10 protein-coding genes and 3 pseudogenes are annotated in these 13,030 nt (G+C 63.6%); 3 read left to right on the top strand and 10 right to left on the bottom strand.

Going from position 1 to position 13,030, the window contains the following annotated elements; translation table 11 throughout:
- Positions 1-32: 32 nt before the first annotated feature.
- The 3 genes from BLQ10_RS01765 to BLQ10_RS01755 all read right to left on the bottom strand — a co-directional run bounded on the left by BLQ10_RS01765 (position 33) and on the right by BLQ10_RS01755 (position 3,054).
- The gene (locus BLQ10_RS01765; protein ID WP_175558434.1) at positions 33-911 is read right to left on the bottom strand and encodes a leucine-rich repeat domain-containing protein; all 879 of its coding nucleotides are present in this window, start codon (positions 909-911) and stop codon (positions 33-35) included.
- Positions 912-1,734: 823 nt separating this feature from the next.
- Positions 1,735-2,196, bottom strand: a complete 462-nt coding sequence (locus BLQ10_RS01760; RefSeq protein ID WP_091557572.1) for an NUDIX hydrolase — start codon at positions 2,194-2,196, stop codon at positions 1,735-1,737.
- A gap of 162 nt (positions 2,197-2,358) precedes the next feature.
- On the bottom strand, positions 2,359-3,054 hold the full coding sequence (locus tag BLQ10_RS01755; RefSeq protein ID WP_091557570.1) for a protein kinase family protein: 696 nt from the start codon (positions 3,052-3,054) through the stop codon (positions 2,359-2,361).
- A gap of 229 nt (positions 3,055-3,283) precedes the next feature.
- Here BLQ10_RS01755 and BLQ10_RS01750 point away from each other — a divergent pair.
- A pseudogene (locus BLQ10_RS01750) lies at positions 3,284-4,429 on the top strand (IS3 family transposase).
- Positions 4,430-4,435: 6 nt separating this feature from the next.
- On the opposite strand, the gene BLQ10_RS21930 reads toward BLQ10_RS01750, so the two are convergent.
- Positions 4,436-4,636: a hypothetical protein gene (locus BLQ10_RS21930; protein WP_139164159.1), complete on the bottom strand. Its 201-nt coding sequence runs from the start codon at positions 4,634-4,636 to the stop codon at positions 4,436-4,438.
- Between the two features lie 217 nt (positions 4,637-4,853).
- Between BLQ10_RS21930 and BLQ10_RS01745 the strand changes: the two are divergent.
- Positions 4,854-5,411: pseudogene (locus BLQ10_RS01745) on the top strand (recombinase family protein); the annotation flags it as partial.
- 311 nt (positions 5,412-5,722) lie between these two features.
- Positions 5,723-6,331, top strand: a pseudogene (locus BLQ10_RS01740) (recombinase family protein).
- 9 nt (positions 6,332-6,340) lie between these two features.
- On the opposite strand, the gene trxA reads toward BLQ10_RS01740, so the two are convergent.
- From trxA to rimP, 6 genes are all read right to left on the bottom strand, one after another.
- Positions 6,341-6,778, bottom strand: a complete 438-nt coding sequence (trxA, locus tag BLQ10_RS01735) for a thioredoxin (RefSeq protein WP_091557568.1) — start codon at positions 6,776-6,778, stop codon at positions 6,341-6,343.
- A gap of 204 nt (positions 6,779-6,982) precedes the next feature.
- A complete protein-coding gene (rbfA, locus tag BLQ10_RS01730; protein WP_091557565.1) occupies positions 6,983-7,492 on the bottom strand; it encodes a 30S ribosome-binding factor RbfA in 510 nt (169 codons plus the stop codon).
- Between the two features lie 222 nt (positions 7,493-7,714).
- Positions 7,715-10,618, bottom strand: coding sequence for a translation initiation factor IF-2 (gene infB / locus BLQ10_RS01725; protein ID WP_091557562.1), 2,904 nt, complete (start codon positions 10,616-10,618; stop codon positions 7,715-7,717).
- A gap of 152 nt (positions 10,619-10,770) precedes the next feature.
- Positions 10,771-11,226: a YlxR family protein gene (locus BLQ10_RS01720; RefSeq protein WP_091557559.1), complete on the bottom strand. Its 456-nt coding sequence runs from the start codon at positions 11,224-11,226 to the stop codon at positions 10,771-10,773.
- 146 nt (positions 11,227-11,372) lie between these two features.
- Positions 11,373-12,353, bottom strand: coding sequence for a transcription termination factor NusA (gene nusA, locus BLQ10_RS01715; RefSeq protein WP_018774503.1), 981 nt, complete (start codon positions 12,351-12,353; stop codon positions 11,373-11,375).
- The gene (gene rimP / locus BLQ10_RS01710; RefSeq protein ID WP_091557558.1) at positions 12,353-12,970 is read right to left on the bottom strand and encodes a ribosome maturation factor RimP; all 618 of its coding nucleotides are present in this window, start codon (positions 12,968-12,970) and stop codon (positions 12,353-12,355) included. The genes nusA and rimP overlap by 1 nt, the downstream gene beginning before the upstream one ends.
- Between the last annotated feature and the right edge of the window lie 60 nt (positions 12,971-13,030).

Genomic DNA, 13,030 nt, shown 5'->3' with positions numbered 1-13,030 from the left:
GCCTGAGACTAACCTTTTCGCGGTTGGCTGACCTACTCGCTCGGTACTCCGCGGTGCGCGATCACTTCCTGGATCTCTTTGACGGACGGCGAATAGCTTCGCCGGCTTTTCATCCGGAGTTCTTCAAGGCGCGGCAGCTGGGCAATCGGGCGAAGGTCGCCGTCGACCACCCTCGTCGACCCGTACAGGACCAGCTGCTCCAGGCGGGAGAGACCGGCAAGCGGGGCTAGGGTCGGGACGTCCCCGCATTCGCTGAACTCGAAGATTCGCAGCGACGGGCACGAGGCAACGGGGACGAGGTCCACAACTTTCCGGCACGAAGAGAGTGCCAGGGTCTCCAGTACGGGGGATGCGGACCGCTCCAGCGCCGTGATGTCCTCCAGGTTCTTCGAGAGGTTGACGCCGAGCTCCGCGAGCCAAGGGAGGTCTTCGATCCCGTCGAGAGACTGAAGCCGTGGGTAGTCCGTCAACACAATGCTCGAAAGGGATGACATTGACATCAACGATCGGAAGTCCGGCTCCGAGTAGTAGCCGAGAACGACCCGTTCCAAATGCGAGGCAAACCGAATCGATCCCTGGACCTGCTGCCAGTCCGCCGACACGCTCTTCAGTAGAGGCAGCCGTTCAAGCTCGATCACGGCACTGGGATCGGAATCGACGCTAAGCGACACGAGGCGATCAGCTAGCGAATATACCGGCGCCAAGTCCTTCATTGTTCGTGCGAGAAGGTGGAGACGCCGGATGGGAAGCCCGCGCACAAACTGGAGGTCCCTCTCGTGGAAGCCTTTTGCGTAATTGAGGACAAGCCCATCGGCGCGACCGTCCATCAGACATTCCCGGGCGTCCCGCGACCAATCACCGGTCACCACCAGGTCTACGCCCTCGCGGGTATCTTCGAGCGTGAAAGTCATCTTCTGCATCCCCCAAGGCAATGTCCGGGCCATCACGTCCGCTCAACTGTAGCGACGTGCCAGCCCAGCCTAGTAGCGACAGCAGCGGCTGGCCCGCAGATATTGACTTTCGTGCAGCTCTGCAGCGATCCCCGCGGCCGCGTCGTGGGCGGCAACCCGGCTCGCGCCCTGGAATGTTCCTTTGAAGGACCGTCTTACGGGCGGTCGGGGGGAACACTCGTGGCTACAGTCCACGTTGCGATCAGCCTCCGTGTAGTCCCGTGAATGGTCGTTTACAGAAGGCCCGAGTCCACGTCCTCCAAGAGGACTGTTTTCAACGATTTGTCCGGCGGGTACCGTCGCGATCTATACCGGGGTCCATTATAGTGACCGCCATGACTGAGACCCTCCTCCCTCCCTTTGTCGTAACCGCGGCGGCTATCCGTCAGCTTGAGTTGATGGGAGGTCACGCTCGGGTCGATATCCAGGCTGGGGGCTGTTGCCGTAGTACGTACGTATTCACTCAAGAAGTGGGCAGTAAATCGGATGCTAGATACGGATGCATTGGAGCGGAATTATTTGTCAGCGATGCTGCGCGGGCAGTGCTAACGGGGGCAACGCTGGACTACAGCGCAACGATAAAGCCGGCGCGTTTCCGAGTACTGAGAAATCCAAACACTCCCGAGCGGTGTCCTTGCAACCGCTCGTTCGGACGGGATTGGCCAGGCAAAGGACAACCCGGGTGTGCGGCCCGAAGCCCCATGCCTTGGGACGCGTAGCTTTACGAATCGCTCGAACCGGCACCCACGATGACATCGGGCATCAGTTGGTGGGCCTGCTTGGCTCACGCCGTGGCAAAGCCAAAGGCGATAATGGGCGCCAGACCAATCCGTAGACGTTCGATGACGTATCGCTCGTGAGGAACTAGGGCAGAAGGCAGGTCATCAAGGTGGAACCATGCAAGATCGGCTACCTTGCCACGTTCCATCATCTGAGGTTCCCCTTCCCAAGTTGTGCATGTGAAGAAGAAATCGACCCGTTCATCAATGGCCTGGCCGTTTCCTTGCGACCGGTGCATCGTGGTTAACGGGACTAACTGGTCGGGCTCAATGGACACGCCGAGCTCCTCATGCGCCTCGCGTACTGCCGCTTGGGCAGCAGACTCGTCAGGTTCAACATGGCCTGCCGCAGCAGTAGCCCAGTATCCATCCATATACCCGGTGCCCTGGCGCAATTGAAGCAAAACGAGCTCCCCGCGTCGAAAGATGACTTTGCTGGCGGGGACTACCTGGAACCGATCAACCATCAGAAACTACCTTCTTGAATCGATATCGCCGGGGGTCTCGCCGCGGGGCAAGGGATTATCGTTCATTATTGACTATTAGAAGTGCACACTCTGGACCCGCACCATAGACCGTCCCGTAGAGGATCGCTCACTGGGACGACTGACCGTCTTGGGCTCCAAGGTCTAGGGGTGTCGATATTGCGTGGCGAACGCATCCTCCATGAGTACGCCGAACATCTCGGTTATGTAGACAGCGACACTCGCATGCTGCGCAATCAGATCAGCACCGTCGCCGAGTGCCGCACGCACTGGGTCCAGCGCTGGTGTGGCTGGGTCAGCGGCGGCGGCACGCAACAACTCCAGCCGCTGTAGACCGGAGGTATAGCCGAGTTCGAATAGCGTCCAGTGGAACAGGTGCATCAGGGCAGTATCACGGTCGAAGCCGTCATGATCGGGCATCGATGCATTTTCCTCCGCAGTGAGGTCAAATTCGCGGTGAAGTGCCAGGCCGAAGTCCGTGAAGAGTAGTCTGCCCTCTCGAACGAGGATGTTTCCCGGGTGCACGTCAAAGTGCTGGAATCCCTGGCTGTTCATCCATGCTGTGGCTTCAAGAAGTTGGTCGACCACGTCAGGGAAGACGGTCGCCCCAGTGCCCTCATCTACACACCTGCGCACCCAGGCGCCCAGCGTCTCGGGCACGTACTCAAGGAAGAACACCATGCTTTTAGATGCGGACCTCATCGCGGCAAGTTTGCTCTGCATTTGAGGCCAATGTGGCCCCCACTGGCGGGGAGAAGCATCGCCGTCGAACTCGCTGAGGTCTGCCTCACTCTTCACGTCCAACACTCGCCAGTTGAGCAGCAGCGGGAAGAAATCCACGGTTCCTGCTTGAACCCATGTGGAGGTTGCTTGATGTGCTGCCAGTTCTCGCCCGACCGCGTGGGTAGGGCTTCCTATGCCGTAGTGGGAGACGAAGGGAAGCTGAAGCCGGCTTGTGGTGGCGGTCGGGTCAGCTTCTTCGACGCTCGTCAGTGGGAGCTGGGGACTGCCCCGGGTTTGCTTGACTCCTGACTTGTGAGGATTCGTTCCTTGCAGCAAGGATGTTTACATGCCCAAGCCTTTCCCCGCTGAGTTCCGCCGTGACGTGGTCGCCGTGGCCCGGAAGCACGAAGCGCCGATTTCACAGATCGCCAAGGACGTCGGGATTTCCGAAGCAACCCTGCACAACTGGCTGAAGAAAGCCGACATCGAGGACGGCACCCGTTCGGGTGTGACGGAGAAGGAAGCCGCGGAGCTCAGGGATGCCAGGAAGCGGATCCGGCTGCTGGAGCAGGAGAATGAGATTCTTCGCCGGGCAGCGGCCTTTTTCGCCCGGGAGCTGCCCCCAAAATGAGCTTCCCGCTGGTCCTTGACCTTGCCGCGGACGGGTTTCCCGTCGCGGTGGCCTGCCGGGTGCTGGGGTTCTCTAAACAGGCGTTTTACGCATGGAGGACAGCGCCGGTCACCGAGCGTGACTGGTCTGATGCGCATCTGATCAACGCCGCCTTGGACGTCCACCGGGACGATCCTGCGTTCGGATACCGGTTCATCGCCGACGAGCTCGAAGACCAGGGTTTCAGCGCCGGGGAGAACCGGGTGGCGCGGCTGTGCAGCAGCCAGCGGATCTGGTCTGTGTTCGCCAAGAAACGCGGCCTGACCCGCAAGGCCGGCCCGCCCGTGCATGATGACCACGTCCGGCGGGATTTCACCGCGACGGCGCCTGATGAGCTGTGGCTCACGGACATCACCGAGCACCGGACCGATGAGGGCAAGCTCTACCTGTGCGCGATCAAGGACGTCTATTCCAACCGGATCGTGGGTTACTCCATCGATTCCCGGATGAAAGCGTCCCTGGCCGTCTCGGCCCTGCACAACGCGATAGCACTCAGGGAGCCGGCAGGAACCGTGATCCATAGTGACCGCGGTTCGCAATTCCGCTCCAACGCGTTCGTGCGGACGCTGAAGGGCAACGGGCTGAAAGGATCGATGGGGCGGGGTCGGCGCGTGCGCCGACAACGCCGCCATGGAATCGTTCTTCTCACTCCTGCAGAAGAACGTACTGGACCGCCAGCGCTGGTCCACCCGCGCCGATCTTCGCCTGGCAATCGTGACCTGGATCGAGAAAACCTACCACCGGAAACGCCGCCAACGGCGCCTCGGGCGACTAACGCCAGTCGAGTTTGAGACAATCAATACCGGCCTCAAAGCCGCCTAACAACACTCAACCCCGAGAGTCAACGAAATCCGGGGCAGTCCCCTGTTTCAGGAAGACAGTCCGTTCACCGATGCGGACTTTCTTGGTTGTTCCCCCGATACCAACGCCTACCGGCTCAGCAGCATCGAGAAGCATTTGCACACCGGCATCATCGAGCCCGGCGAGCAAAGTGGAAATACTTTGGGCTTCCTTTAAACGCGCCGTCATCACTACACCCTAAGGTCCGGTGCTTGCCGCGCAAGCCCTCGGGTCAATCCTTCGGGCTGTGTCGGAGCAACAGCGAGGAATCCGGAAAGCCGCCCGTAAGCCGGTCCTCCACCGGCCGCCAGAGCGCCACCTAATGCCCTCTTCCAAAAGCCCGCCATTCCGGCCTTGACTGATTCCCATAAGACCCGCCCGCAAAACTGCCCGGTGAAGGTGCCCTATACGCTACACTCGGGGGCTCATCGGATACGCCTGTGTCTCCACCAACACCCAAGACCTGACCGCCCAGCCCACAGCTCTCACGGCCGCCGGCGTGGACCCTGACGCCGTCTACGTCGACCACGGATTCACCGGCACCAAGCGTGAACGCCCTAGACTGGGCAAGGCCCTGACCGCTTGCCGGAGCGGGGACACTCTCGTAGTGAGCAAGCTTGATCGGCTAGCCCGTTCTCTGCCGGACGCCAGAGACGTCGCCGACTAACTCGCCCGCAAACGTGTCGCGTTGAATCCTGGTGACAGCATCTACGATCCTCACGATCCAGTGGGCAAGCCCCTGTTCAACGTCCTCGGGATGCTGGCCGAGTTCGAAGCTGACCTGATTCGCGCCAGGACCCACGAGGGAATGGCGGTGGCGAAGGCCAGGGGCCGGCTCCGGGGGAAACAGCCGAAACTCTCCAAAGCACAGGAAGCCCACCTGGTCGCCCTCCACCGGGATGGCGCGCAGACCACGACCGAGATCGCGGAACTCTTCGGCGTCGCCCGCTGCACGGTCTACCGGGTTCCAGCGCGGCGCACCAGCCTCGTCCTCCGCACTAGCGCCATAAAGCGATCAAGAAATACCGCCAAAGAGCGATCAGATCCACATTGCTATCAGCACCGGCGGTCGTCTCACGAACGGTCGTTCATGCACAGCCTGAGTCCAACTGCTTCAGGAGGGACTGCTTTCAAAAATTTGCCCGGCCGCTATCGTCGCGATCCATACCGAGGTCTATTAAGGTGACCGCCATGACCGAGTCCGGGTACCTCCTTTTGCTGTTACCGGTCGGACCACGAGGCTGAATCGAGCTTTGAGAAGAGAGAACCGCCCACATGACTACTCGCCGCATCGGATACGCCAGAGTCTCCACACGGGACCCGAACCCTGACCTCCAGCGCGATGCGCTTCGGGCTGCAGGATGCGACCGCGTCTATGAGGACACCATCAGCGGAACCGAAGCCACGCGCCCCGGACTCGCCCAGGCACTGGACCAACTACGCAACGGCGACACCCTCGTCTCATGGAAGCTGGACCGTCTCGGGCGGAGCGTGAAAGACCTGCTGGACTTCGCCGGCCGGTTTAACAACAGCGGCATTGGTTTTATCAGCCTGACCGACGCGATCAACGCCACGACGGCCTCCGGGCGCTTCATCTTCAACGTGATGGTGTCGCTGCCCAGATGGAGCGGGAGCTCATGTCGAACGTACCCAGCCCGGCCTGCGGGCGGCGCGGGAACAAGGCAGGGTCGGCTGCCGCAAACGCGTCATGACGGACTCCAAAATCCGCTCCGCACGAAAGCTCCTCAGCCAAGGCACACCGCCCAAGGAAGTCGCCAAAAACCTCGGCATCCCTGTACCTCCGTCTACCGGTGGGTCCCGGCAACGAACATCGCGAAGGTTTCAACTCCCGTAGCCGCCGCTGTTGGTGCACGGGACTTCTGAACCCGGTGGTCACCTCGGACTCGCCGCCAGGGCCTCATCGAGCCAACTGCGGAGGGCCGCGGCCGGCGGCGCGCCAGCCTGGCGGGCCGCCACTGCCCCCTTCTTGATGACAAGCAATGTTGGGATGGCCTGGATATCGAACCGCCGGGACAACCCCGGAGAGGTGTCGACGTCGACCTTCACGAGCTTGAACTTCCCGGCCCGCTCCTGCGCCAACTTGTCCAGCACCGGGCTGACCATTCGGCAGGGCCCGCACCAGGCCGCCCAGAAATCGACGAGAACCGGTACCGAAGACTGCTCCGCCACAACCGGGAAGTCGGCATCTGACGCCGACACGATCCAGGGAAGGTCCTGGCCGCAATTGCCACAGCGCGGGTGCCCGGCAGCGGCCGCGGGAATCCGGTTGGTCTTCCCGCAGTGCGGGCATTTGGTCAGGCGGGATTCCACGGCACTCCGACGCCTTTGCGCATAGCTGCAGTCATGGTTCCATGGGACTCCCCTGACCATGAACGGGCCAAGAGTCGAAGGTCCCCCGCCCGCCCCGCCGCCGCCGCCGACAGAAACAAAAACAGATACAGCTACAGACGCGGATACGGAAACAGCAGGGGCCGGATCCGTTTCCGGTTCCGGCCCCTGCTGTGGAAGGCACACTTACTTGTTGCGGTCCTCATCGATCGCTTCGTTGTCGATGAGGTCCAGGTCCTCTTCGTCGAAGTCGTCCTCATCCAGCTCCACGTCCTGCGGCGCGTCACTCTTGTAAGGATCGGCGTCACCGGCGTGCGTGGCACTTTCGGCCAGCGCGGCCACCTCGGCGTCGCGCTTCTTTGCAGCGCGGAGCAGTTCCTCAAGGTTCGAGGCATTGACGGGGATCTGGTCAGCCACAAACTCGAGCGTCGGAGTCAGCCGCACGGTGATGTTCCGGCCGACTTCCTGCCGCAGCACACCCTTGGCCTTCTCGAGCCCCTTGGCGGCATCGGCCTGGGCAACTTCGTCACCGAAAACGGTGTAGTAAACAGTTGCGTGCTGCAGGTCGTTGGTCACCCGCGAGTCGGTCACGGTGACGCCCTCCAGACGGGGATCCTTCACCCTCCGGCCCAGCGCCTCGGCAACGACCACTTTAATCCGCTGCGCCAACTTGGCAGCCCGTGCGGGATCAGCCATGACATCCTCCTGAATTCTAGAAACTTTGGGAGCGCCTGGTGACATTATCACCATAGCGCGTAGCGGTTGAGGGGGCCCGGGAGTGGCATCGGGCATGCCGGAGACGGACGGCCACGATCGAAGATCGTTGGCCGTCCGTCGAAGGGGCGGGGCCCCCTCAATCGCGAAGCGCGGGGCCGCCGAAAGAATCCAGCGGCCCCGCACCTGTAACGCTAAGACACCCTAGACGCGCGGCTTTTCGCGCATCTCGAAGGTCTCGATGATGTCGCCTTCGGTGATGTCGTTGAACGAGCCAAGACCGATACCACACTCGAAGTCCGTGCGGACCTCGGTGGCGTCATCCTTGAAGCGCTTGAGCGTCTCAACGGTGAGGTTGTCACCGATGATCTTGCCGTCGCGGCTGATGCGGGCCTTGGCGTTGCGTCGGATAACACCCGAGCGGACGATCGAGCCTGCAATGTTGCCGAACTTGGAGGAACGGAACACTTCGCGGACCTCGGCGGTGCCAAGCTGGACCTCTTCGTACTCCGGCTTGAGCATGCCCTTGAGGGCTGCCTCAATGTCATCGATTGCTGCGTAGATGACGGAGTAGAAGCGCATGTCCACGCCTTCGCGGTCTGCCAGTTCGGCAACACGCTCGGCGGGCTTGACGTTGAAGCCGATGATGACGGCGCTGTCGACCGTTGCCAGGTTGACGTCGTTCTGCGTGATCGCACCGACACCGCGGTGGATGACGCGGAGCTGGACACCCTCGCCGACGTCGATCTTGAGCAGCGCGTCTTCGAGGGCTTCCACGGCACCGGACACGTCACCCTTGAGGATGAGGTTGAGGGTGTCGATCTTGCCATCGGCGACGGCCTGGTCGAAGTCTTCCAGGCTGATGCGCTTGCGGCGCTTGGCCAGGGCGGCGTTGCGGTCAGCAGCTTCACGCTTCTCGGCGATCTGGCGGGCGGTGCGCTCGTCAGCGGTCACGAAGAAGGTGTCACCGGCGCGCGGGACGTTGGACAGACCCAGCACCTGCACGGGGCGGGACGGGCCGGCCTCGGTCAGGGCGCTGCCGTCGTCGTCGAACATCGCACGGACGCGGCCGTGGGCCGTGCCTGCCACGATGGTGTCGCCGACGTGCAGGGTACCGGACTGAACCAGGACGGTGGCCACGGAACCGCGGCCCTTGTCCAGGTTGGCTTCAATCGCGATACCGCGGGCGTCCTTGTTCGGGTTGGCGCGCATGTCCAGGGCAGCGTCTGCGGTGAGCAGGACGGCGCCGAGGAGCTCGTCGATGTTGAGGTTCTGGCGGGCCGAGACCTCCACGAACATGGTGTCGCCACCGTATTCTTCCGGAACCAGGCCGTACTCGGTCAGCTGGCCGCGGACCTTGTCCGGGTTGGCGCCTTCCTTGTCGATCTTGTTCACAGCCACGACGATCGGCACGTTGGCCGCCTGGGCGTGGTTGAGGGCTTCAACGGTCTGCGGCATAACGCCGTCGTCCGCTGCGACCACCAGGATGGCGATGTCGGTGACCTTCGCACCACGGGCACGCATGGCGGTGAACGCCTCGTGGCCCGGAGTATCGATGAAGGTGATCTTGCGATCGATGTCTTCGTGGGTGTGGGTGACCTGGTAGGCACCGATGTGCTGCGTGATGCCGCCGTGCTCGCCCGCCATAACGTCGGACTTGCGGATGGCATCCAGCAGTCGGGTCTTACCGTGGTCAACGTGACCCATGACGGTGACAACCGGAGGACGTGCCTCCAGGTCTTCATCGCCTTCGGCCTCCAGCTCGGCGTCGAAGTCGATGTCGAAGGTGGAGAGCAGCTCGCGCTCCTCGTCCTCCGGGGACACAACCTGAAGCTTGTAGCCAAGCTCCTCGCCGAGCAGTGCGAAGGTCTCTTCATCCAGCGACTGCGTGGCCGTGGCCATTTCGCCGAGGTGGAAGAGGACCGTCACCAATGCGGCGGGGTTCGCCTCGATCTTGTCGGCAAAGTCCGTGATGGACGAGCCACGGCGAAGCCGGACTACGGTGTTGCCGTCGCCGCGGGGTACGCTCACGCCACCCAGCGACGGAGCACTCATCTGCTCCAGTTCCTGACGCTTGGCACGCTTCGACTTGCGCTGCTTGCCACGGCCTGCGCCGCCCTTACCGAAGGCGCCCTGGGTGCCGCCGCGACCGCGACCGCCCTTACCAAAGCCACCACCGGCCGGAGCGCCGCCACCGGCACCGGGAGCACCAGTACCTGGAGCGCCACCCGGACGGCCCGGACCACGGCCTCCGCCGCCGGGACGGCCGGCACCAGCGGGTGCGGGACGTTCGGTGCGGTTAGGCATCATGCCCGGAGTCGGGCGGTTACCGCCGGCTCCTGCCGGACGACCAGCGCCGGGAGCGCCGGCCGGACGCGGGGCGCCGGGGCGGGGGCCGCCTGCGCCTGCTGCCGGACGGGGACCACCCGGACGGGGGCCGCCTGCGCCTGCTGCGGGGCGCGGACCACCGGGGCGTTCACCCTCGGTGCGGCTTCCGCCCGGACGGGGCATGCCTTGGGAAGGAGCGAACGGGTTGTTGCCCGGACGCGAGGGACGATCGTTGTCGCCGCCGCGGCCGCGGGGCATGCCCTGGGACGTGGCGAAGGGGTTGTTGCCGGGACGGGGACCGCCCGGACGCGGTGCGGAACCGCCCTGGCGTGCCGGAGCAGCCGGGGTTTCAGCCTTGGGTGCCGGACGCGCGCCGGGCTTGACGCCCGTCGAGGGAGCAGCCGGGGCCTGGGCAGCGGGGGCTGCCGGAGCCTGGGCGGCGGGGGCAGCCGGAGCGGCGGGCGCGGCGGCAGGTGCCGCAGCGGCCGGAGCCGGAGCTTCAGCCTTGGGTTCCGCAGCCTTGGGCGCAGCGGGGCCAGGCGCAGGCGCCGGACGGGTCGCTGCCGGGCTGGCAGATGCCTGGGGGGCGGACGCCGGAGCTTCGGACTTCGAAGCTGCGGGGGCGTCGGGGAAGGCGTTGCGCAGTTTCCGCACAACGGGAGCCTCGATAGTTGACGAGGCGGAGCGAACGAATTCGCCCAATTCCTGCAGTTTGGTTACTGCATCTTTGGAAGTAATACCGAGCTCTTTAGCAAGCTCATGTACGCGGACCTTGGCCACATTTCTCCTGTCTCGGTCCGCACCGAGCCAGGCACGAACCGTCTACTTCTTACTGCGGGCCTCCGCCGCGAATGCAGCTGAAAGGCCCATTGCAGAGCGCAACAAAGTTGTCATCGTTGCGCACTCATCGCTGGGAACTCATCGGGTTTCCATCAGTTTTCTGACCCGCTTTCAGGTTGGACGGTTGTTGCTGCGGCCACCGGGGTGCCCACGGCTTCCGTGCCGGCAGTGATCCGGCGTTCAACATCGGCTGTACCGGCTGCGCCCTTGAGGGCGCGGCCGAACGCTCGACGTTTGACCGCCAGTGCCAGGCACTTTTCGCTGGGGTGCAGCCATGCTCCCCGGCCAGCCATCCGGCGTCGTTCATCCACCACGACGGCGGACGAACCACCGGCGCCGGCGACGAGCCGGAGTAACTCCGACCGCGACCCTTTTTGTCGGCATCCGATACAAGTGCGCTGCGGCTGATCCCCGAGGTGTTGCACATGTGCCACGTTCGAGTATCTTCCTGCCAGTACAACTGCTTGGTGAATCACCGCGTCCCGGGAATCTGAGAAAAACCCAGACGCGCCAAAGACACACGGATACCGGCCGTTAGGCGCGGTCATGTCTATTCTAGCCCCTCCGGCGCCCGGGTCCCGAACCCAGGCGTGCCGGTCAGCTTGGAAATCACGGCTGACCCGGGAGAGAGCGCACGCGCACCGAGCCGCGACGGCGGCCCGGTGCCTGTGTCCGTGCGCTCGCGCACTCCGAGCTATTTACCGGTGTTGACGGCGGCGTCGGAGACGATGTCGATTCGCCATCCCGTGAGCTTGGCGGCGAGACGGGCGTTCTGGCCCTCCTTGCCGATGGCCAGGGAGAGCTGGTAGTCGGGAACGACCACCCGCGCGGAACGGGTCGCCTCGTCAGTGATCGTGACCGAATTCACGCGCGACGGCGAGAGGGCGCTCGCGATAAAGGTCGCCGGATCGTCGTTGTAGTCAACGATGTCGATCTTTTCGTCGTTCAGTTCCGTCATGACCGCCCGGACACGCGAACCCATTTCGCCGATGCAGGCACCTTTGGCGTTCACGCCGGGGGTGTTTGCCTTGACCGCGATCTTAGTGCGGTGGCCGGCCTCGCGGGCAAGCGCCACGATTTCGACCGAACGGTCCGCGATCTCGGGAACTTCGAGTTCGAAGAGCTTCCGGACGAGCCCGGGGTGGGAGCGGGACAGCGTGATGGACGGGCCCTTGGTGCCGCGGTGGACGTCGATCACGAAGGCGCGCAGCCGGTTGCCGTGGATGTACTTCTCGCCGGGGACCTGCTCGGGCGGCGGCAGCAGCGCCTCCACCGTGCCCAGGTTCACCTGGATCATGTGCGGGTTGTTGCCCTGCTGGATGGTGCCGGCCACAAGCTCACCTTCACGGCCCTTGAACTGGCCCAGCACGTTGTCGTCCTCAGCGTCCCGGAGGCGCTGCAGGATGATCTGCCGTGCGGTGCTCGCCGCGATGCGTCCGAAGCCCGCGGGGGTGTCCTCGAATTCGCCGATCGGGGCGCCGTCGTCGTCGATCTCGGTGGCCCAGATGGTCACGTGGCCGCTCTTGCGGTCGAGCTCGGCCCGGGCCTTTTCGAAGGCGCCGGGGGTCTTGTGGTAGGCCACCAGCAGTGCCTGCTCGATCGTCGGAATCAGGAGATCCAGCGGGATTTCACGCTCACGCTCCAGGAGTCTCAGCGCGCTCATGTCAATATCCATTAGGCCTCCTCAGAAGGTCCATTGTGTTCTTTTTCCAGACCGGCCTCTTCGAGGTGGCTGAACTCTATCTCGACTTTTCCGCTGCGGATCCTGTCGAAAGGAAGCTTGACGGGCTCACCCTGCTTGGGTTTCATGCCCTTCTTGACGGCAATTTCCGGGACGAGGGTGACGCCCCCATCATCGACGGACTGGACCCTGCCGGTGACGTTGTCACCTTGGATCACGTTCACGTTGACCATCCGTCCGCGGGCGCGGTGCCAGTGCCGTTCTTCCGTCAGTGGACGTCCGACGCCGGGTGAGGAGACCTCAAGCTCATAGGGGCGCGCGTCCATGCTGGGGTCGTTGTCCAGGGTGTCCGAGAGGGTCTTGGAGATCTCCGCGATGACATCGAGCCCGACGCCCCCGGTCTCCTCCTGCGGCAGGTCCACCACTACGTGGACCACCCGGTTGGCGCCGGCGACATGGATAGACACGTCCTCCAGGTACAGCCGGTTCGCCAGCACAGCGGGTTCCAGGAGTGCGTGCAGGCGCTCGGCCTCGACATTTTGAACGGGTGCGGCTTCAGCCTTCCCCGTCCCGGTCCGGTCTGTTGAAGTCGTGGCTTCTGCGTTCGTCATGATGCCGGCCGCCTCCCGCTAGATAATGTTGTGTGTACTAGCCTAGCGATTTTCCGGGCG

Source organism: Arthrobacter sp. ok362, from assembly GCF_900102785.1.
In the GTDB taxonomy this organism is placed as follows: Bacteria; Actinomycetota; Actinomycetes; order Actinomycetales; family Micrococcaceae; genus Arthrobacter.
The sequence above is the reverse complement of the archived record's forward strand: the minus strand, read 5'-3'. Positions and strand labels throughout refer to the sequence as shown.